This is a genomic window from Aquimarina longa SW024, from assembly GCF_001401755.1.
Classification (GTDB): domain Bacteria; phylum Bacteroidota; class Bacteroidia; order Flavobacteriales; family Flavobacteriaceae; genus Aquimarina; species Aquimarina longa.
In genome coordinates this window covers 115,427-135,090 of record NZ_KQ474104.1, presented here as the reverse complement: position 1 = coordinate 135,090, position 19,664 = coordinate 115,427, and the positions used below count along the sequence as shown (strand labels likewise).

Below are 19,664 nucleotides of genomic sequence, written 5' to 3'. Positions count from 1 at the left end.
TTTACCAGAATTTCATTTTATTAAATTGTTTTAATGCTTCTCCACTAATTTCTCTAACTTTCACTCCCTTCTTCTTTGCATATTTTAAAATCTCGTCAGGAATCCCATTTTTCTGCGGTGGGATTTCGAGTATGTGATTCATTTTTTTAGTTTCGACTTGTTTTATCAGCTTTTTACTTTTTGTGGTTTGATTAGCATATTTACTACCAATCTCATCGATATATTTTTTTGCGGTATTAAAAGTTACGTCTGATAGTTGGGTAAATTTATGAGAAATTATCTGGTTATTTTTTAATACATCTAGAAACTTCCCATTCGCCATTTTAATCTGCGAATTGGCAGCTCCATATGCTTTTCGCATAGCCTTGTCAAACATCTGTCCATTAAGAATGTTCTTTGCATATTTTACTCCTGTCTTTGCTAGAGCGTGTAAACACACCTTTGCATTATGTACTAACCACTCCCATGCCCCTACAAAATAGGTATGCCAATCTGCTACCTCAAAGTTATAGACTTTCTTTTTGCTATACAAAAAATTAGTGGCTTCGATACGTTGCCAATTGCCATTCTTGGTTTTTACCTGATCGGTAGTGGTAAGGTCTGCGGCATCTTTCCATCCGTTTTGGGTATAGAATGGATGTTCTGCGGTGGTCTCTATCACTTCATTACCTAAAGTAAGTTGTATGGTGGCATCAATTTCTTTTTCCATAATGGTAACTACAGGCTTTAGGTCACTTTCTCCTGTTTCTTCATTATATGCCCATACGAGATCTCCTATTCGTATATCTTCTATGTTTTTATGCCCTTCTTTTATCGCAACTTTTGTACCCGAAGTAAAACAAGCAAAGACACAAACTTTTTTTGAGAGACTAGCAATAGCATCTACCCTTTTAGCAGCAGCTTTGGCAAAACCTTTTCCTACTTGTTTTAGACCTTGTTTGGTTCCTAATTTTACAGCTCCTTGTAATGCTTTTTGAGCTGTTTTTTTAGCGGCTACTTTTATACCTCCTTTTATTGCTCCTTTTACAGCAGCTGTACCAATGGAGGCTGTACCCAATGTAACAATATCTAAGACCAAAAACCCTGCATTAAGGGCAACCATACCCCAATTGCCTTTTGCTCCCTCGCGCACCATACCGATAATATTACCTACTACGGGTATTAACTCTGCGGTATCCCACCAACCCCAACCACTATCATCATCTTCTCCATGTTCTTCCATGAGTTTGTCATACTCTTCTGGGGGTATGGGTATTTGTCCACTGGTAATAAATTCTATTTTACCACCTGTACTACAGGGCATTTTACTTTTAAAAAGTATGGTTTCTTGCCCTTTTACTTTTACCTTATAGGTATCTGTCCAATCTATTGGGGCAGGTGTGCAAGGGTTCCCGTTTTTTACAGCGCATGCACCAAAAGAAGGGATATTAGTCATGGGGGCTTTATCGGATTTGGTGGTGACTAAACAGCTATTGATTTTTATATGGGTATTAGATGTGGGAGTAAATGGGGCGGGTAGTGCTCCTTTATCACACATCATTAATGCGTCTTTTACGATATATTCTAAATCATGTGGCATGGTGCTGTTTTTATAAGATATTTTTATCGGAGAGTGTTACTTTAATGGTACTTCTTTTAAAATAGGTATACTGTAATAGTGGTTTCCCGCCTATATAAACACTTATATTATGTAATGCCATCCTTTATTCTTTGATTAGTTTATGGTTTTAGTTTATGATTATATCTAACTACTATTCTTTATGTTAACTAAAATTGTAAAGGGGTAACGAGGTCGGTAAATATATTATAAAAACATGGTTTAATCGATGATCAATAACCACACAACTTATGTGGTTTTTACGTATCATTTTTGAGTTATTAGTTTCTGGTTGTTTATAGTTTTATCTTTTATTCTAATGCTATCTAGTATAGATTTTGATGCACTATGGAGAGGATATCCATTGTTATTGCAAAACACTAATTATCAACAATGTAAATAGCTCTCGCACCCCTGCGAGAGCTCTTCGCAAAAATGTAAATAGCTGTTGCAAGGGTGCGAGAGTTCTTCGCAAAAATGTAAATAGCTGTTGCAGAGGTGCGAGAGTTCTTCGCAAAAATGTAAATAGCTGTTACAGGGGTGCAAGAGTTCTTCACAAAAATGTAAATAACTGTTGCAAGGGTGTGAGTAAATTTTATAAAAATGTAAAGGGCTTCTGTTTTTTATATTTCATGTTATCAATAGATTATATGTTTTTTAGGCGTTTTTTTTCCATTCACAAACTCAAATAGCGTTTCACAAACTCATTTGTATGCTTTTGCACAGTTGTCTGTATTCTTGTTGAGAATTATAAATTCTAAAACAAAAAGTATGATACAAAAAATTACCCTAAATGGAATCTCTACAATGATATGTGATACATTTTTTAATACTACAACAGAGTTTGATTACTTCACTAAAACAAAATCTTACCCTATGTTTTAATACTAGATAAATGCTAGAGAATACGATGTTCTTAAAAAAAAGAATATTTAAGAGGGTAACCTTTAGCTTTTCTATTACTCCCTATTATAAATTGAATACAAAAATCAAAAAAAGTAACCCAGAATGAGAAACTATACTATAAAAATAATTAAACTACTATTGCTATCTATAGCGATACTAGCATTATCTTGTAGCAAAGATGATGATGCAACAACTCCTACACCAACGAATAAAGCACCAAAGATTGAGGCGCAATCCTTTAACGCATCAGAATCTGCAACAGATGCAGACATATTTGGTACTGTAAAAGCTACCGATGCAGATAAAGATGAATTAAGTTATAGCATTACAGCAAACAGTGATAACCTATTCGAAATCACCAAAACAGGAGCACTAAGCCTGGCAGCAGGAAAAACATTAGATTTTGAAACCAAAACAACTCATGAGATTACTGTAGAAGTAACCGATGGTAAATCCAAAGCCGCTGCAAAAATAACGATTACTGTTATCGATGTAGATGAAAACATGCCACCGGTAATTGCAGACCAAACGTTTAGTGTAGCAGAAAACTCACCATTAGGTACTGTGATAGGAACTGTAATTGCTACGGATCCTGATGGCGATAACCTAACTTATACTGTCGCTAATTCAACAGGAGCTTTAGCCGAGTTTGAGATGACAGGTAATGAGATTAAACTAAAATCAGGGTTTTTAGATTATGAAGTCCTTACAAGTCATACGGTAACAGTTACTGTAAATGATGGTACACTTACCGCATCTGCTCAGATTACTATTAATGTAAGCGATGTAAATGAAGCACCAACAATCCCAGATCAGAATTATACGTTTAGTCAACCAGAAGATATCGATGATACGGTTATCATAGGTACGGTAGCAGCAACGGATCCTGATGGCGATACTCTAATGTATACCCTTAATAATAACCCAGGTAATCTTTTTGAGATTAATAGTTCAGGAGAAATAAGTCTGGCAACGGGAAAAATGTTGGATTACGAAACCCAAACAAGTCATACAGTTACAGTACAGGTAACCGATGGAGATCTAATAGTTTTGCAGCATGGTGTAAAAATTAATGTAACCGATGTAGTAGAAACAACATCTGGTATAACGGTAAGTACATTTGTAGGATCACCGTCAAAAAACGTTCTTTTTAGCCCCAGAGATCTTATTATAGATGCTTCGGGTAATTTTTATGTAGCAGATAAAAACCGTAATCATATTCGTAAAATGATACAGGGAACCGGTTCAGTAGTAGTAAGTACATTTGCAGGTAGTGGGCAATATGGTACAGTAGATGCTATGGGTACAGCGGCTAGATTTGGTAACCCTTCGGGAATAGTGAAAGATGCTTCAGGTAATTTTTATGTATGTGATCAAGGTACAGCTGTTATTAGAAAAATTACACCCGCAGGAGATGTTACCACTTTTGCTGGATCTCCAAACAATAGAGGGTTGGTTAATGGTACAGGCTCTGCAGCTCGTTTTGCCAGTCCAACAGGTATCGTTATAGATGCTTCAGGAAATCTGTATGTAGCAGACGGTAATAACCATGCTATCAGAAAAATTACACCTGCAGGAGTGGTAACCACTTTTGCTGGAGGAAATGGAGCTGGAAGTATGAATGGAGGAGCAAACTTTGCCGAATTTACTATTCCAAAAGATTTGATTATAGATGCTTCGGGTAATTTTTATGTAACAGATGGTAATCATCGAATCAGAAAAATAACCCCTTCTGGTCAAGTATCTACTTTGGCAGGTTCATCTAGAGGTTATGCAGATGGAACAGGTAGTGCAGCAAAGTTTAATAATCTTACAGGAATAACAATAGATACTTCTGGAAATCTATATGTTAGCGAAACCTATACAATACGTAAAATAACTCCTGCAGGAGAGGTTACCACTGTGGCAGGACAATCAGGAAATGCAGGTAACCAAAATGGTGATGGAACCGTGGCAAAATTTAATGAATTAGGGGGTATAACAATAGACGCTTCTGGAAATCTTTACGTAGGTGATATAAAAAATAAGAGCATTCGAAAAATAACTTTTCAGCAAACATCTTAGAAATAGATTGAATAAACCTGATCTCAGGTTGATGGATAAGAAAACAATAATGTACCCAAAATTTAAACAATAAACAAAATGAAAAAAATATCAAAAACTTTAATCCCATTTGCAATTAGTGCTGTTTTAATGTTTACCAATTGCAGCAAAGATGATGATGCTACTGTAACTGTTGTTACCACAATATCCACTAAGGATGTAGCTGTTTCTATCAATGAGAACCCACAATCGGGAGCACGCATAACCAAAGTGTCGGGTACTGCAAATCAGGGTAAAGTAACGTTTAAGCTTAAAGACGAAAAACCATCAGGAGCATTAAGTATAAACACTACTTCTGGCGAGCTTACCGTAAAAAATAAAGCGTTGTTCGATTTTGAAACTAACCCTTCTATAACTGCTGTTGTGGAAGTGTCTACTGGTGATGCTTCAAAAAATGCTAAAATCACTATAACCCTTAATGATGTAAAGATTCCACAAAATGGATTAGTAGGTTATTATAAATTAGAGGGAGATGTAGTAGATGATACAGCAAATAACAATGGTACAATGAATGCACTAACTCCAGCAAATGATAGAAATGATAAAACAGGTAAAGCTCTAAACTTTTCTGAAGCGGGTGTATTTGCAGGTCTGGGAGACGTTATGCATTTTGCAGGAGAAGATAAGCAGTTTGCAATATCTTTTTGGATGAAACCAACAACCTTTGTTAGTAATAGTACCATAGTATCAAAACTTTCACAAAATACTAGCTGTGGGGAGAATGAGCAGGAATTTATTCTGAGGATTAAAGATGGTAAGATAGCACCTGTATACTACGGTAATACGACTAATGCTTATAGAGGTTTTAGAGGAGAGACCGATGTACAGTTAGATCAATGGTATCATGTGGTATTAAATTATGATGGTACAGTAGATACAAACGACGGTACTGATCGAATTAAAATTTTTCTTAATGGTGCAACAGAGTCTTTTACTGCTAATGAAAGTGGAGGAACATTTCCGTTTGATATAGAAGATACAGCGAGTCATTTGGGATTAGGAAATAGATTAAACAGTAATGGAGAGGTGTGTTCCGAAGTTCCATTCATTGGGATACTTGATGATATGGCATTCTATGACAGAACCTTAGGTGTTGATGAAGTAAAAGCGATTTGGGAAGATAACTTCTAATATGTCTCATTATTTATCAAATATAAAATTTTAAAAAATATTTTATGAAAAATATCACATTATTAGCAGTAGTATGCATACTGTTTTTTAGTCATAATCTAAAAGCACAGGGAGAGATAAAACATCAAACCCAACAACTAGAGTCGATACAGTTAGGAAATTATACAGCGTATTTAACACAGCAAAGTAGTAGTGGTGATTATGAAGGAGGATTGGATGTATTACTATATAAAATCACCAATTTTAAAGACTATACAGTTCAACCTGGGGTTCATAAGGAAGTATATATGTTATTTAGAGAAGATGTTAATCGTCCCGATGACCATAAAGAAACCATGTTTTTACCAGATAATGAAGCATTCCCGATAACCTATGTTCAAAAAGTCTATGAAGGAAGCCCAGCAATGCAAAAAGAAATAGGGTACTCTCCTAGAATTAATAGACTGTCTGATGGAAACCGATTGGTTTTCATAGAGGGTAAAATTTATGTGATCAAAGAATGGGTTGATAAGGATAATTATGAACTCAAGGCTGTATTAGAGTATCAAGCTAAAAAAATGGGAGGATTAAAAAAGATGAAAGAAGTGATGAAATCTCCTAAGAAAATGAAGGCGATGCAACCTCATAAAACCCTTCAGGAATATTTGGATAATGCATATAATAAACAACAAGAAGTATATGCAAAATGGATACAGACTCCTAAAAATGAAGCACTTATTGAAAATATAGATCAGATTAGAAAATTTATAATAGGAGCTATTAATAAGCAAAGAGATGATTGGTATAATTCTGCAGAGTATAAGCGTATTAAAGAAAGAAATGCAGATGCTAGACAAAGCAGTCTTGAAAACGAAGTGACTATTAATAATAATACAGGAAAAGATATTTATATATATCAAGAAGGCTCTAGCAATGGATCAAGAGTTTCTGCAAATGGAAGAGGCACTTTTAATTGTAAGAAAAACCAATATTATAGCTTTGATGGAAATTCGTCTGCAAGTAATGGTACCTTAATTGTTACCGCTAATCAAAGTTGTGGAAGCAAGATAAATGTAAATTAGAACTAATGCTTTTAAAACTCTTACATAAATAAGTTTTTTTAATTAAAAATAGTTTAGACAAATACTAAAAAAACAATGATTGTATAGTAACATACTATTATTAATATAATAGCTCTTAAAAACGTCGAGTATTTTTATCTTGGCGTTTTTTTAGAGCTATAATTGCTATATTGTTTTAGGTTTTTTAGAAAAGTTTAATAACTAGTCTTTATAGGTAGATAATAATTCTTAATAATTTTACTGTAAGGTTTCTAATCAAATTGCTACTTTTACAGTACATAAAAAGATAGCGAATATGTCTGATACAATAGAGAGAATAAAATGCCTGATTATAGGTTCAGGACCTGCAGGGTATACTGCGGCAATATATGCAGCAAGAGCAGATCTTAAACCCATTATGTATACTGGTATGGAACCTGGTGGGCAATTGACTACAACTACAGAGGTAGACAATTTTCCTGGATATCCAGAAGGTATTGATGGTCCAACAATGATGGTGCAATTACAACAGCAAGCAGAGCGTTTTGGTACAGAAGTGCGTATTGGAATGGTAACTGCGGTTGATTTTAGTAAAGAAGTAGGAGGTATCCATAAGGTTACTGTTGATAATACAACGCAGATTGAAGCAGAAGCTGTAATTATCTCTACAGGTGCTACTGCTAAATATCTTGGTTTGCCAAGTGAGCAAAAATTAAGAGGAGGAGGAGTATCAGCTTGTGCAGTATGTGATGGTTTTTTCTATAAAAATCAAAATGTAGCTATAGTAGGAGCAGGAGATACTGCAGCAGAAGAAGCTACATATCTGGCTAATATATGTTCTCATGTAACTATGTTGGTGCGTAAAGATTTTATGAGAGCTTCTAAGGCTATGCAACATCGTGTAAATAATACTCCGAATCTTACTGTAAAATATAATACAGAGGTAGATGAGGTATTAGGAGAGCAGGTTGTAGAAGGATTACGTACGGTAAATAATCAGTCTGGAGAAAAAGAAGAAATTGAAATTACTGGTTTGTTTATCGCAATAGGTCATAAGCCTAATACCGATATTTTTAAGGGGCAGATTGATATGGATGATACTGGGTATATTATTACCGAGGGTAAGTCTACAAAAACGAATTTACCCGGAGTATTTGCATCAGGAGATGTACAGGACAAAGAATATAGACAAGCTGTTACTGCAGCAGGAACAGGATGTATGGCAGCACTAGACGCAGAACGGTATTTAGCAACTATAGAAACTAATGAAGAAGTGTCGGCATAATTGATACTAAATCTTAATTTATATATATACATACATAAAAAAAAGAGGTATCTGTAAACTAACAGATATCTCTTTTTTTATGGTAGTAAAAACTACAATTTATTTCTATTTTAAACCTAAACAATAAATAGTATTAGTATCTAAATCTACTAGGAGTATAGTCTATTTCTTTTTTATATAAAATAGCTTCATTAGTAAAACTTTCTATAGTAATTTTAGGGTTTCCGATGAGGTAAATTTCAGTTTTTTCTTTGGCATCGATAGAAATTTCTTCATTGGTTAGAATATAACAATCGCTAGATCCTTCAGCGATTAATGATGTCTTCATCGCATTTAATTTTTCACCATAGAAATCAGTATCGTTATCTGTTCGAACTAACATAGACTGTACTTCTCCTTCGAGTTTAGCAGATGTTTTTTGGTATAAATCTACTTTAAGATGATCTGCGGTAACGATTCCTTTTAATTTTGAATTGTCATTAAGTTGATACATCACCTCTTTAGCAGTACTATGTAATTCTATTTCTGGTTTACCATAAGCAGTACAGCTTATATTGTTGGCATCTATTGATAGAAATACATCTGCATAATCATTTACATTTAGTATAAGCTGATTGGTTTTGATAGGAGATAATGATTTTACAATAACTTTATCATGGAGTATTATTTTTTTTAATTCTGAAGCATAAGAAATGTCTAAATTTAATGCTTTTGCACGTCGTAATTCTTTGTCGGATGTAATCGTTAGAATACTATCTTTTACTTCTACCTGAATAACTTTTTGTAAATTACTATCGGTCTCAAGCTTTACCTGATTGTCACTTCTTTCATCTAATGTAACTTCAAAGTTTTCATATATTTCTATAGTATGGAATCCATCAACATCAAATCGTTCTGTACTTACGATTTTATTACCTTTAATTTTTTCTTTTTGACTATATGTATTTCCTATAACCAGAAGACATATACATATAAATGATAGTGTTCTCATATTGATGCAAAATTTATATACTAAACAGTTTTTTTTATAGTAAAGTATAGTGTTGTATAAAACTTGTTACAAATATAATAGATTCATCAGTTATATAAGAGTTGTAAAATAATAGGAATGATAAATGTGTGAAATACAAATCAGTATTAAAACAAATGATGATCAGTAGTAAAAAACTGCCTAGTAAACAATACATAATGATTGTTTACTAGGCAGTATGATTTTGATTGATTAGGTTGTTATATTTTAATGTCTTCTAACATTTCCTCCTGAGTTATCTACCTCGGATACTTTTTCTGGTTTACCATAGTATACTACATTTGCTCCACTTGTGGCTTTTCCTGTAAATTCATTTTTTGCATGAATCCGAATAGAAGCTCCACTAGTCGCTTTTGCTTCTGATCTAAGGCTTAACAGATCTTCTGCACGGAGATTAGCACCACTAGTAGCGTTTGCTTTATGGTTATTTACTTTTCCGGCGAGATCCATCATAGCTCCACTGGTAACAGAAGTTGCTATAGTTTTAGCCTTTATATTTAACTTTATATCCGCACCACTGGTAGCACTAAGGTCAAGGTTTTTTTGAATAACAGCTTCATTAGAAGATATGCTAGCACCACTATTAACATATATTTTATTTAGCTGATGATATGATACATATACGTTTTTTTTATCTGCAGCGTATATATTTTTATCAGAAGTTATATGTAATGTGTTGTTTTCTACAGTTACTTTGATATAGTCATGTAGATTTTTATTGGCTTCTACAGTTACTTTTTTATCAGAGTTATGTATTAGAATAACATCTAAACCTCTACTGGCTTTTATGGCAGTAAAATCTTCATTAATGGTTTTTTCTTTTTTGATAATTTCTCCTTGTCCTTTAATACCATTAAAAGAGATATTACAAGAGCAACAAGAGATTGATAAACAAAAAGTTACTAATATTTTGGCTAGTGTTGTCATGATTGATTGTTTTTATATACTGTTCGTTTTTTGATGTATTTGTAGATTGATATGTATGGATTATTTTTTGGTTTTGATTTCTATTCCATTCTCGTCTATTTTTACTTTTACGGGTTCATTATTTAATTCTACTCCATCTTCATTAATTTTTAGTTTAAAATCATTTTCATCAGAATTTAGGTTAATGTTTATACCATCATCATCAGACTCATGATATTCCCAATCATTTTCATTATCTGGGCATTGCTCACATTCTAATTTTCCATTGATTAGTGTATTGAAGTATTCTTCTTTACCATCAATTGTGATATAATCATCATATGTCCAAGTGTTATTATACTCTGATGTATTATCGTCAGCAAATACTGTAATTCCTTCTGGTAATGTTAGAATTACTTTTACTTCTTGACTTCTGTATTTGTTTACATAATCAGTGATAGCATACCCATTAAGGAGTAGTGTATTTCCTTCAACTGTATATGTATATTTAAGATCTTTAGCTCTTTTTAAAGCTTCGTCATATGATTTTCCTTCGGCTTTCTTTTCTACTGCAATACTTACTGTAGAGTCTATTGTTGCAGCTTTTAGGTATACCTCTATATCTTGTATTACGATCACACGATTTCCTTGGTCATCTCTTTTGATTTTATAATTATGTCTATGTCCAAGTTGCTTAGTATATCGATTATTTCCTACCATTTTTATGGTTAGGGTATCATTATGTGTAATCGGAAGCATTTTCTTTTCGATAATAACCTCTGCATCATAAGCCTCTAGGGTGGCTTGTCTGATTCCTAGAATTACTAAGCCTATAATCGAAAGTATCCAAACACCTAATAAACCTAGTTTAGTGGGTTTACCTATAGATTTTAGATTTTTTATTAAGATTTTTAATCCGATAATGAATAAAAAGAAACATGGTATTCCAATGGCCAAAAATCCTAGTAATGACATCACCCATAAAGGAACCTCGGGAGCGCTACTTACTTCGAAATATTCGGTCCAGGGAGTGTCCATAAATCCGAATGTTCCTATTGTAAATAATCCAATAAATAAACCAATTAAAGTAGCTCCAAAAAATAGAATAAGAAATATACCTGCAAATTTTGAAAAAGCTTTTAAAAAGAAAAGAAATACATCTCCTAAGGCCTCAAAAAATGTAGTGGAACTACTTTTTACTTTGCTACTATATTTTTGATAATCGACACTTTTTACAGTATCTGTTACATCATTAAGTCCTTCTTTAATTTTTTTTTCTATATTACCTATGGTAACAGCCTCTCCTTTCATTGCTAAAAAATCTGCTGTTGTTTTTGCTTCTTTAACAAAAATCCAGAATGCAATATAGATGAGTATGAATGCTCCACTAGAAAAAATAGTAAATAATATCCAAGCTAACCGTATCCAAATTGTATCAATACCAAAGTAATTTCCTAATCCAGAACTTACTCCTCCTATGTAAGAATTTGTAGTATCTCTAAAAAGCTGTTTTGATGTTTTAGGTTTTTGAAGAGGTGTATTGATATCATCTTCAAAAATCTCTTCATCTAATCTATAATCTTCAGGTTGCCCCATTACATCAATAACTTCTTCTACTTCTTTGTTACCGATAACCTGTCTTTCATCTTTTATTTTTTCACTAAACAACTCTGCAATACGAGCTTCGATATCAGCTATGATCTCATCTCTACCTTGCGAATCGGTAAAAGAACGTTTGATAGCATTTAGATAACGTTGCAGCTTTAGGTAAGCGTTTTCGTCGATGTGAAAAAATATGCCTGCTAAATTTATATTAACTGTCTTGTTCATGTTACTTCTTTTTTTGTTTGGTTACCAGGTTTACAGCATTCTGTAATTCACTCCAAGTAATATTTAATTCTTTTAGAAAGAGTTGTCCTGTTTCTGTGAGTCCGTAATATTTTCGAGGTGGTCCTGAGGTAGATTCTTCCCAACGATAGCTTAGTAATCCAGCATTTTTTAGTCTGGTTAGTAAGGGATATATAGTACCTTCTACCACAAGCATCTTTGCATCTTTAAGGGTTTCTAAAATCTCAGCTACATAAGCATCATTATCCTTAAGTATAGAAAGTATGCAGTATTCCAGAACACCTTTACGCATTTGCGCTTTTGTGTTTTCGATCTTCATAAAACTAATTTTTAATTGTTAAACTGTTCATTTTTTGATTGATTTTGATGATTGATGATTTTTAAATATTGACAGTACTATAAAGTGTACAGTGTAGAAAATCTTAAAATATAATTGATGAAGTTAGATTTTAGAGATATTTTCTTGTTTTCTATATAATCATGGTCATTACTTTATAAATCGTATTGATAAAGGATATTTATAACTCTCTCCATTATTTGCTTTTATAGCAGCTTTAATTATAAAAATTATTTCTAGAAAAAAACCAATTAAAGCTATAACTCCAATAAATGAAGCACCAATTAGAGTTCTAAACCCTCCTGCATTAGAGAGATTGATAGAGATATCATCTAAGTGAAATAAATCATATACTGTAGCATCCCCAAAAATATTAAAAATTAAAAATGGAAAAGAGAATAATGCTAGTATTATGGTATATAATAAAATACTTAATTGAAAATTTATAGCTTCTTTACCGTGCTCATTGATGAAGTTAGATTTTTCTTTATTCGTAGTCCATAATAATAACGGAATGATATAATTTCCAAACGGAATAAAGTATTTAGAGAATGCTCCTAAATGGATGAATGTTGATATGTTATTATGATTTTTGATTGACATTTTATAAAGTATATAATAGTTTCTTATGCAAATATATGGTTAAAAAAAGGTATTATGCAAAACATAGTACCATATTTTAACATTAATTTAAGATTTTTATTTGTTTTGTAGAGGCTTTCTTTTGTTTATATTGTGATGTATAAAAAAAGAAACTTATGAATATCACTCCTAGAAAACTTAATCTATTCTTATTATTTAAATTACCTTCTGCTTGGCTCTGTGGCGTACGAGTAAAGCGTATAGATAATACAAGTTGTACAGTAAGTGTCAAGCATCGATGGATCAATCAAAACCCTTTTAATTCTATGTTTTGGGCAGTACAGGGTATGGCCGCAGAGCTGACTACTGGAGCTTTGGTAACGGGGTATATAAGAAACAGTGGAAAGAAGATATCAATGTTAGTAGCAAACAATAATGCTACTTTTACTAAAAAGGCTACAGGTAGAGTTACTTTTTTATGTACAGATGGATATTTGGTAGAAGATGCGATACAAAAAACGATAAAAACAGGAGAGGGACAGATTATACAGATGAAATCTATTGGTACTAATAAAGATGGAGTAGAGGTATCTACATTTAATTTTGAATGGACAGTAAAAATGAAGTGATATAAGTTTATTGATGTAATCCCTTATAGAGAGGTTAACTTGTAGAGATTTGCCTCGAAAACAAAATATACTTTCAGAAACATACCCCGGAAACTTACTCTAAGGTTGTTGATTTTTTAAGAAAATATGAATGCTACTATAAAAGACATAATTACTGTAAAGAACCGAATCAATAAATTAATTAATAATACTCCTGTTCTCACATCATCTATGTTAAATAAATGGTTAGGACACGAAGTTTATTTTAAAGCAGAAGGTTTTCAGAAAATAGGTGCTTTTAAAGCAAGAGGAGCCTGTAATACAATTGCATGGTTGATAGAAAATAATCAAAGACCTAATCATATTATAGCAAATAGTTCAGGTAATCACGCTCAGGCTGTGGCATGGGCATCAAAAATTTTTGATATACCTGCTACGATATATATGCCAGATTTTTCTTCAAAAGTTAAAATACAAGCTACATCATCATATGGTGCAAATGTGGTACTATGCGAGTCTCGTGCGATGGTAGATGAGAAAGTAATACAAGAATCAAAAAAAGATGATGTATACTGGATACCACCATTTAATCATGAGCAAGTGATTTTAGGACAAGGTACTGCTATCTATGAAACACTTCAGGAAATAGGAGAGGTAGATGCTGTATTTGCACCATGTGGAGGGGGTGGATTGTTATCAGGTTCCTTAATTGCTGCAAAAGGATTGTTTCCAAAAACTAAAGTAATAGGAGCAGAACCTTTAAATGCTAATGATGCTTCGATGTCATTGCAAAAAAATACAATCCAAAGATTAACATCAACTCCACAAACTCTAGCTGATGGAGCAATGACTCTAGCAGTAGGCGATATTACTTTTGAATATTTAAAAAAGTTAGACGAGTTTTATGAAATAAAAGAATCAGAAATGATTTACTGGACTCAGTGGTTAACCCATTTATTAAAAGTAAGAATTGAGCCAACAAGTGCACTATCAATGGAAGCCGCAAAACAGTGGATGCAGAAGCAATCTAAAAAGAAAAAAATAGTGATACTACTTTCTGGAAGTAATATAGACCATGTAACAAATCAAAAAATCTGGAAAGATGATATGCTTTTAAAAAAACCATCTTTATAATAAGTTGTAAGAATGAGGCTATATTTTAGAACTTATTTTTAATATAATGCTGTAACATATTTTAATAATAGTTTACTCATATAGTAGTATATGTTTTTTGGCTTTTCCTTTCTGAGAGATTCAAACAGCATATAGTGTATACAATCATTCATTAATCAATCTAATAACATGATTTCTATTTTCTTAGAAATCATATAAAAACAAATTTATTATGACAGCACACGAAATCGATTATGAGATAATAGGTGAAGAAATGCAATATGTAGAGATAGAACTAGATCCACAAGAAGGAGTAATTGCAGAAGCAGGAAGTTTTATGATGATGGACGATGGGATAAAAATGGACACAATATTTGGGGATGGCTCTGCAAAAGATACGGGAGTTATGAGTAAAATATTTGGTGCAGGTAAACGATTGTTAACAGGTGAAAGCTTGTTTATGACCGCTTTTTATAACCAAGTAGGTGGAAAAAAGAAAGTGAGTTTTGCTTCTCCATATCCTGGAAAAATTATTCCAGTAGATTTAAGAAATTATGGAGGGAAATTTATTTGTCAAAAAGATGCATTTTTATGCGCGGCTAAAGGAGTTTCTGTAGGAATAGAATTTTCTAGAAAATTAGGAAGAGGATTATTTGGCGGAGAAGGGTTTATTATGCAAAAGTTAGAAGGTGATGGTATGGCTTTTGTTCATGCAGGAGGAACTACATGCCGTAAGGAATTGCAATCTGGAGAGAAATTAAAAGTAGATACAGGTTGTATCATTGGCTTTTCTAAAGGAGTGCATTACGATATAGAATTTGTAGGAGGTATTAAGAATACTATTTTTGGCGGAGAAGGACTGTTTTTTGCTACATTGACAGGTCCAGGAGTGGTCTACATTCAATCATTACCATTTAGTAGGTTAGCTAATAGAGTGTTAGCTTTAGCACCTAGAGCAGGAGGAAAAAGTAAAGGAGAGGGGAGCATTTTAGGAGGTATAGGAAACCTGTTAGATGGTGATAATAGTTTTTAACAATGTTAAATAAGCGCCAAAAGACATTTTTTTTAGTTATATTTACATACATTAGCAAAGACAACTTTAAAAAATATAAGATTATTCCTACAATTACTCGTTTAAACATAACATTTTTAAACCCCTATTAATTTATGGCTAGAGCAATGTTCGATTACACCAAAACTGTTCTTAATAAAGTAAGTTTTGATGTTAATTTATTTACAAAGGAAGTTTTAAAAGCACTAAATAGACTACTTCCTCATGAGATTGAAGAATTAAAAATCTGGATTCAATCACTTGCAGTAAAACAACCAGAATTGCAATCTTGTTTAATCTATTTAAAATCATAAAATAAAGAGCGACTTTTTAGTCGCTCTTTATTTTTATAGGACTTATAATTTCTACATTTTGAAATGTAATTGCTCCTTTTACAACCCCGGCAATAGTAGCGTGTAATGCTTCTATAATTTGCATTTTTAGCTCATTTTTATTAAATATTAAGCTTACTTCTCTTGCAGGAGAGGGGTCATTAAAGTGATGAAGGTTATTTTTTTCATTATCTTTTATATCTAATGAATGTAAGTAGGGTAGAAGTGTCATTCCTAAACCTTCATTTACTAATTTTATAAGCGTCTCAAAACTCCCGCTTTCTAATTGAAAATGATCTTCCTCATAACTTTTCTTAGTCTTACATAAATTTATAATGCCATCTCTAAAACAATGCCCATCTTCAAGTAAAAGCATATCATCAATATCAAGATCTATAATATCAATCTTTTTCTTTTGATTTAATCTATGTACCGATGGGATATATCCTACAAATGGTTCATAATATAATACACGTTCTTTTATATTCTCATTTTCTAAAGGAGTTGCTGCAATAGCGGCATCCAGATGACCGTCTAAAAGTCGTTCGATTATAGCCTCTGTATTTAGTTCTTCAATCTTTAACTTTACCTTCGGGTATTTTTTTATAAAATTGTTAAGGAACATAGGTAATAGAGTAGGCATTATCGTAGGGATTACACCTAATTTAAACTCACCTCCAATAAATCCTTTTTGTTGGTCTACAATATCTTGTATGCGCTCACTTTCATTTACAATATTTTTAGCTTGTTGTACAAGTTTATTGCCAATGTCAGTAAGTTCGATTGGTTTTTTAGAACGGTCAAAAATTAAAATATCTAATTCTTCTTCAAGCTTTTGGATTTGCATACTTAATGTAGGCTGTGTTACAAAAGTTTTTTCTGCTGCTTTCGTAAAATTCTTGTGTTCTGCTACTGCTAAAACATATCTTAATTGTGTTATAGTCATAGTTTATATTTTGAACAACAAAAATATAAAAGCTATTGATATTATTTATTAATTAAATATTAAAAATTTATTTTATCTATTGTTTAATCCTTGTAATATTATAACAATTTAAAAACTATTGTATTTTTTGACTAATCATTATGATCGATAAAGTTTACTAACATAAATTTCTGCATCTTGTTTAGATTGAAAAATTCTAACTTCAATATCTTTACACATACTTTTTGTGCCATCGTTAGGATCACCAACCATTGATGCTTGACCTATTTGAAAATATATTTCATTAACATTTGGTAAGAGTAAATGTGTTCCAGATACGACTTGCCAAACATTAGCTTCTTCATCATGCATCATACCACTTTGTATTACTTGGTCAATTGGTTCTATATCACTACTAAAATCTCCTTTCTGAAGTCCCCAAAAATATGGATGTCTGGTAATTGATTTATTAACGACTTTTTCGGTTGTCATGTCTCCGATAAATAAGATGTATTTGTTGCTGTAATCTCTTGATAATGATATGTTTTGACTAATGGTTTCATTTCTACCATCATCCTGTTGAATAATATAAAAGATGTTTTCTCCTTTTGAGTTTTTTTCAATTCCTGCATTTGTTTTATTAGTAAACTCCCAGTTTGCTCCATTATTTTCCCCTCTAGGATTAATTAATAAGTTTTTTGTATACATATTAATTTTATATTCTTTCTTATCACCGTTTTCGGCAGTAACTGTATAAATAGCGGAATTATTTAAATTTATTGATTCTCCTGATTTAGGATGAACACTAGCGTTTATAGAAGTAGAGATTTTTGGAGAAATTGAATTGATTGATAAATCATTAGGAACTTCTAGAAGTATGGTAGATGACTTATCGTCAATATAAGCATTGATAAAAACATTATTATGAGCAACTTTAAAATCGGTAATAAGAGCTAGCTTACTCTGATTTTCTAGAGTATCATCATCATCAGTATTACAGGAAAATAAAAATATGATGCTAAATAAAATTGATAAATTATTGATAATAATTCTCATAAATAATTTTTTTTATTAAATATTAGTTGGCAAAACTACACTTTTTGTTTACATAATTGTTTGATTTTTGATTACTTATTTATGATTCAATTTCGTAAGTTTATTTTAATGTTTAGATTTTCTGCCTCTACTTCAAATTTTGCATCATTCCATTGCGGAGGACCATAACTTTTTATATTATTAGATATTCCGTAACGCTCTTTTGGGATGCCATTAGATTCTAAATCCATTTTATGATTTCCATTCATATCATGAAAACAAGAAATAGCATAGATTCCTTTAGGGATATCAGTAAATGTGATCTGAGTAGTACCATTTATGACCTTACTACTCTTACTTTTTATAGGAGCAGTTTTCATAAAAGTATTCTGATCATAAAGCCCAAATAAAATTTCTCCTTCAGAACTTTTAATATTCTCAACAGTTACAGTTATAGGTACTCCTTTATCTTCTTTTTGGGCTTGGAGAAAAAAATTAGAGATTAATAATGCAATTAATGTAGCTAAGGTTTTCATAGAATTATATTTAGTGATTTACTCAAAAGTCTATAAAAATCTACCTATTTACGAAGTAAAGCTACTGAACTGTCGAATTTTTAGGCTGAATTGTTTATGGAGTATTGTTATGTTATTAAAATGTAAATATGAGTAGTTATATAAATATAATTCGAAAAAATAGAAGTTTATTTGATATAAAAAAAGAAGATGACTATAACACAATTGATAGGTTGGATTGGAGCTATAGCTTATGTAGTAGCATATTTACTTTTGAGTCTAGGGGTTTTAAAATCAGAAAGAAAATCATTTCATGTTTTAAATGCTTTGGGAGCCTTATGTTTGATTATCAATGCAATGCCGGTTAATGATTATCCCACAATTGCAGTAAATGTAGTTTGGGGTTTAATTGCTATACTATCTATATTTAAAATTATAATAAAAACACACACCTTCGATTGACTAATGATAGCTAAAGAAATAAAATATTAATAAGAAGTATATTTAATTAATTGCTGTACATGATTCCTATATATAGTAACCTGCTTTTCGTATTCTTCTTCATTTTCGGTAAAAGTTCCTAGATAATAATAGGCACCATCAATTAATGCAAAAATAATTTCTGTAAGCTCCTCTATATTAGTATTACTGATGATAGCATTGTTTTTTGCATCAAAGAGTTTTTCTCTTAGTACGTTATGAAGAGTTTCTGAAAAAGATTTAAAACTTTTACTAAACTCTTTATTTCTATATACTTGGGCATAAAAACTATAAAAAAGACCATCATCCACATAATCATTCCATTTTCTAGAGAATAGTAGTGTAATAAATTCTTCTAGTTTTTCTTTACAATCGATAGATTTATGTTTTTCTGAATCTATAAAACTTAGATATTTTTCTAGAATATAATCTTTTAGAGCTACGAGAAGGCTTTCCTTTGTTTCAAAATAGTGCATGACTAAACCTTTACTAATCCCCATTTCTTCTGCTACTTTTGCTATAGAAGTATTTTCTAAGCCTATTTTTTTTGCTACTGTGTAAAAAGCAATGATTATTTCTTTTTGTCTTATTTCACTTAGGTTTTTTCTGCCCATTGACTGTTTGTTTTTTTTCAAAAATATAGCTTTAAACTCGATTTTTTAGCTTTTCTGTAATTAAGAATACTATACTAGGAATATGATTCGATAGTATAGGTGGTTTTTCTAAAACTCTTATTGTAGATACATAATAGAATGCCTTTTTTGAGATTATCTATTTGATATTTAGTGTTTTAATTTGTTTTTAGTATTGCTGTTATACTGTTGTTTATAAAATATTTAA

Annotated in this window: 19 protein-coding genes; 9 read left to right on the top strand and 10 right to left on the bottom strand. The window is 31.8% G+C overall.

The features are described from left to right. Window position 1 precedes the first annotated feature (1 nt). Window positions 2–1,579, bottom strand: coding sequence for a polymorphic toxin-type HINT domain-containing protein (locus N456_RS19615; protein WP_062060918.1), 1,578 nt, complete (start codon window positions 1,577–1,579; stop codon window positions 2–4). 1,026 nt (window positions 1,580–2,605) lie between these two features. Between N456_RS19615 and N456_RS19610 the strand changes: the two genes are divergently transcribed. The 4 genes from N456_RS19610 to trxB all read left to right on the top strand — a co-directional run bounded on the left by N456_RS19610 (window position 2,606) and on the right by trxB (window position 8,062). Continuing rightward, a complete protein-coding gene (locus tag N456_RS19610) occupies window positions 2,606–4,567 on the top strand; it encodes an NHL repeat-containing protein (RefSeq protein WP_062060916.1) in 1,962 nt (653 codons plus the stop codon). A 78-nt stretch (window positions 4,568–4,645) separates the two neighbouring features. Beyond that, entirely contained in the window at window positions 4,646–5,737 is a 1,092-nt protein-coding gene (locus tag N456_RS19605) for a LamG-like jellyroll fold domain-containing protein (protein WP_062060914.1), read from the top strand. 44 nt (window positions 5,738–5,781) lie between these two features. Beyond that, entirely contained in the window at window positions 5,782–6,798 is a 1,017-nt protein-coding gene (locus tag N456_RS19600; RefSeq protein ID WP_062060911.1) for a hypothetical protein, read from the top strand. A 295-nt stretch (window positions 6,799–7,093) separates the two neighbouring features. Continuing rightward, on the top strand, window positions 7,094–8,062 hold the full coding sequence (gene trxB, locus N456_RS19595; RefSeq protein ID WP_062060908.1) for a thioredoxin-disulfide reductase: 969 nt from the start codon (window positions 7,094–7,096) through the stop codon (window positions 8,060–8,062). 133 nt (window positions 8,063–8,195) lie between these two features. On the opposite strand, the gene N456_RS19590 is transcribed toward trxB, so the two are convergent. The 5 genes from N456_RS19590 to N456_RS19570 all read right to left on the bottom strand — a co-directional run bounded on the left by N456_RS19590 (window position 8,196) and on the right by N456_RS19570 (window position 12,786). Beyond that, window positions 8,196–9,053 (bottom strand): GIN domain-containing protein, encoded by an 858-nt coding sequence (locus N456_RS19590; RefSeq protein ID WP_062060905.1) that lies wholly within the window; start codon window positions 9,051–9,053, stop codon window positions 8,196–8,198. 246 nt (window positions 9,054–9,299) lie between these two features. Next, window positions 9,300–10,019 (bottom strand): head GIN domain-containing protein, encoded by a 720-nt coding sequence (locus tag N456_RS19585; RefSeq protein ID WP_062060902.1) that lies wholly within the window; start codon window positions 10,017–10,019, stop codon window positions 9,300–9,302. A 60-nt stretch (window positions 10,020–10,079) separates the two neighbouring features. After that, entirely contained in the window at window positions 10,080–11,828 is a 1,749-nt protein-coding gene (locus N456_RS19580; protein ID WP_062060900.1) for a PspC domain-containing protein, read from the bottom strand. 1 nt (window position 11,829) lies between these two features. Continuing rightward, window positions 11,830–12,165 carry a PadR family transcriptional regulator gene (locus tag N456_RS19575; RefSeq protein ID WP_062060897.1) on the bottom strand — a complete coding sequence of 112 codons (336 nt, stop codon included), beginning with the start codon at window positions 12,163–12,165 and terminating at the stop codon, window positions 11,830–11,832. Between the two features lie 168 nt (window positions 12,166–12,333). Next, entirely contained in the window at window positions 12,334–12,786 is a 453-nt protein-coding gene (locus N456_RS19570) for a DUF4870 domain-containing protein (RefSeq protein ID WP_062060894.1), read from the bottom strand. A 155-nt stretch (window positions 12,787–12,941) separates the two neighbouring features. On the opposite strand from N456_RS19570, the gene N456_RS19565 reads away from it, so the two are divergent. From N456_RS19565 to N456_RS19550, 4 genes are all read left to right on the top strand, one after another. Continuing rightward, window positions 12,942–13,394 (top strand): DUF4442 domain-containing protein, encoded by a 453-nt coding sequence (locus tag N456_RS19565; protein WP_062060890.1) that lies wholly within the window; start codon window positions 12,942–12,944, stop codon window positions 13,392–13,394. Between the two features lie 126 nt (window positions 13,395–13,520). Continuing rightward, a complete protein-coding gene (locus N456_RS19560) occupies window positions 13,521–14,507 on the top strand; it encodes a serine/threonine dehydratase (RefSeq protein WP_062060887.1) in 987 nt (328 codons plus the stop codon). Window positions 14,508–14,718: 211 nt separating this feature from the next. Beyond that, on the top strand, window positions 14,719–15,519 hold the full coding sequence (locus N456_RS19555; protein WP_062060884.1) for a TIGR00266 family protein: 801 nt from the start codon (window positions 14,719–14,721) through the stop codon (window positions 15,517–15,519). 134 nt (window positions 15,520–15,653) lie between these two features. Next, the gene (locus N456_RS19550; RefSeq protein ID WP_062060881.1) at window positions 15,654–15,851 is read left to right on the top strand and encodes a hypothetical protein; all 198 of its coding nucleotides are present in this window, start codon (window positions 15,654–15,656) and stop codon (window positions 15,849–15,851) included. Between the two features lie 16 nt (window positions 15,852–15,867). Here N456_RS19550 and N456_RS19545 read toward each other — a convergent pair whose 3' ends face one another. The 3 genes from N456_RS19545 to N456_RS19535 all read right to left on the bottom strand — a co-directional run bounded on the left by N456_RS19545 (window position 15,868) and on the right by N456_RS19535 (window position 18,365). After that, a complete protein-coding gene (locus tag N456_RS19545) occupies window positions 15,868–16,815 on the bottom strand; it encodes a LysR family transcriptional regulator (RefSeq protein ID WP_062060878.1) in 948 nt (315 codons plus the stop codon). A gap of 138 nt (window positions 16,816–16,953) precedes the next feature. Beyond that, the gene (locus N456_RS19540) at window positions 16,954–17,850 is read right to left on the bottom strand and encodes a hypothetical protein (RefSeq protein ID WP_062060875.1); all 897 of its coding nucleotides are present in this window, start codon (window positions 17,848–17,850) and stop codon (window positions 16,954–16,956) included. A gap of 86 nt (window positions 17,851–17,936) precedes the next feature. Then, on the bottom strand, window positions 17,937–18,365 hold the full coding sequence (locus tag N456_RS19535; protein WP_062060872.1) for a DUF2141 domain-containing protein: 429 nt from the start codon (window positions 18,363–18,365) through the stop codon (window positions 17,937–17,939). A gap of 189 nt (window positions 18,366–18,554) precedes the next feature. Between N456_RS19535 and N456_RS19530 the strand changes: the two genes are divergently transcribed. Beyond that, on the top strand, window positions 18,555–18,806 hold the full coding sequence (locus tag N456_RS19530) for a CBU_0592 family membrane protein (protein WP_062060870.1): 252 nt from the start codon (window positions 18,555–18,557) through the stop codon (window positions 18,804–18,806). Between the two features lie 26 nt (window positions 18,807–18,832). Here N456_RS19530 and N456_RS19525 read toward each other — a convergent pair whose 3' ends face one another. Continuing rightward, window positions 18,833–19,438, bottom strand: coding sequence for a TetR family transcriptional regulator (locus N456_RS19525; RefSeq protein WP_062060868.1), 606 nt, complete (start codon window positions 19,436–19,438; stop codon window positions 18,833–18,835). Window positions 19,439–19,664 lie beyond the last annotated feature (226 nt).

Excerpts from the sequence above, each read along its gene's own strand:
- N456_RS19575 (WP_062060897.1), bottom strand. The coding sequence starts at position 12,165 with ATGAAGATCGAAAACACAAAAGCGCAAATGCGTAAAGGTGTTCTGGAA.
- N456_RS19560 (WP_062060887.1), top strand. The coding sequence starts at position 13,521 with ATGAATGCTACTATAAAAGACATAATTACTGTAAAGAACCGAATCAAT.
- N456_RS19530 (WP_062060870.1), top strand. The coding sequence starts at position 18,555 with ATGACTATAACACAATTGATAGGTTGGATTGGAGCTATAGCTTATGTA.
- N456_RS19570 (WP_062060894.1), bottom strand. The coding sequence starts at position 12,786 with ATGTCAATCAAAAATCATAATAACATATCAACATTCATCCATTTAGGA.
- N456_RS19580 (WP_062060900.1), bottom strand. The coding sequence starts at position 11,828 with ATGAACAAGACAGTTAATATAAATTTAGCAGGCATATTTTTTCACATC.
- trxB (WP_062060908.1), top strand. The coding sequence starts at position 7,094 with ATGTCTGATACAATAGAGAGAATAAAATGCCTGATTATAGGTTCAGGA.
- N456_RS19615 (WP_062060918.1), bottom strand. The coding sequence starts at position 1,579 with ATGCCACATGATTTAGAATATATCGTAAAAGACGCATTAATGATGTGT.
- N456_RS19605 (WP_062060914.1), top strand. The coding sequence starts at position 4,646 with ATGAAAAAAATATCAAAAACTTTAATCCCATTTGCAATTAGTGCTGTT.
- N456_RS19545 (WP_062060878.1), bottom strand. The coding sequence starts at position 16,815 with ATGACTATAACACAATTAAGATATGTTTTAGCAGTAGCAGAACACAAG.
- N456_RS19555 (WP_062060884.1), top strand. The coding sequence starts at position 14,719 with ATGACAGCACACGAAATCGATTATGAGATAATAGGTGAAGAAATGCAA.
- N456_RS19565 (WP_062060890.1), top strand. The coding sequence starts at position 12,942 with ATGAATATCACTCCTAGAAAACTTAATCTATTCTTATTATTTAAATTA.
- N456_RS19525 (WP_062060868.1), bottom strand. The coding sequence starts at position 19,438 with ATGGGCAGAAAAAACCTAAGTGAAATAAGACAAAAAGAAATAATCATT.
- N456_RS19600 (WP_062060911.1), top strand. The coding sequence starts at position 5,782 with ATGAAAAATATCACATTATTAGCAGTAGTATGCATACTGTTTTTTAGT.
- N456_RS19535 (WP_062060872.1), bottom strand. The coding sequence starts at position 18,365 with ATGAAAACCTTAGCTACATTAATTGCATTATTAATCTCTAATTTTTTT.
- N456_RS19550 (WP_062060881.1), top strand. The coding sequence starts at position 15,654 with ATGGCTAGAGCAATGTTCGATTACACCAAAACTGTTCTTAATAAAGTA.
- N456_RS19585 (WP_062060902.1), bottom strand. The coding sequence starts at position 10,019 with ATGACAACACTAGCCAAAATATTAGTAACTTTTTGTTTATCAATCTCT.
- N456_RS19610 (WP_062060916.1), top strand. The coding sequence starts at position 2,606 with ATGAGAAACTATACTATAAAAATAATTAAACTACTATTGCTATCTATA.
- N456_RS19540 (WP_062060875.1), bottom strand. The coding sequence starts at position 17,850 with ATGAGAATTATTATCAATAATTTATCAATTTTATTTAGCATCATATTT.
- N456_RS19590 (WP_062060905.1), bottom strand. The coding sequence starts at position 9,053 with ATGAGAACACTATCATTTATATGTATATGTCTTCTGGTTATAGGAAAT.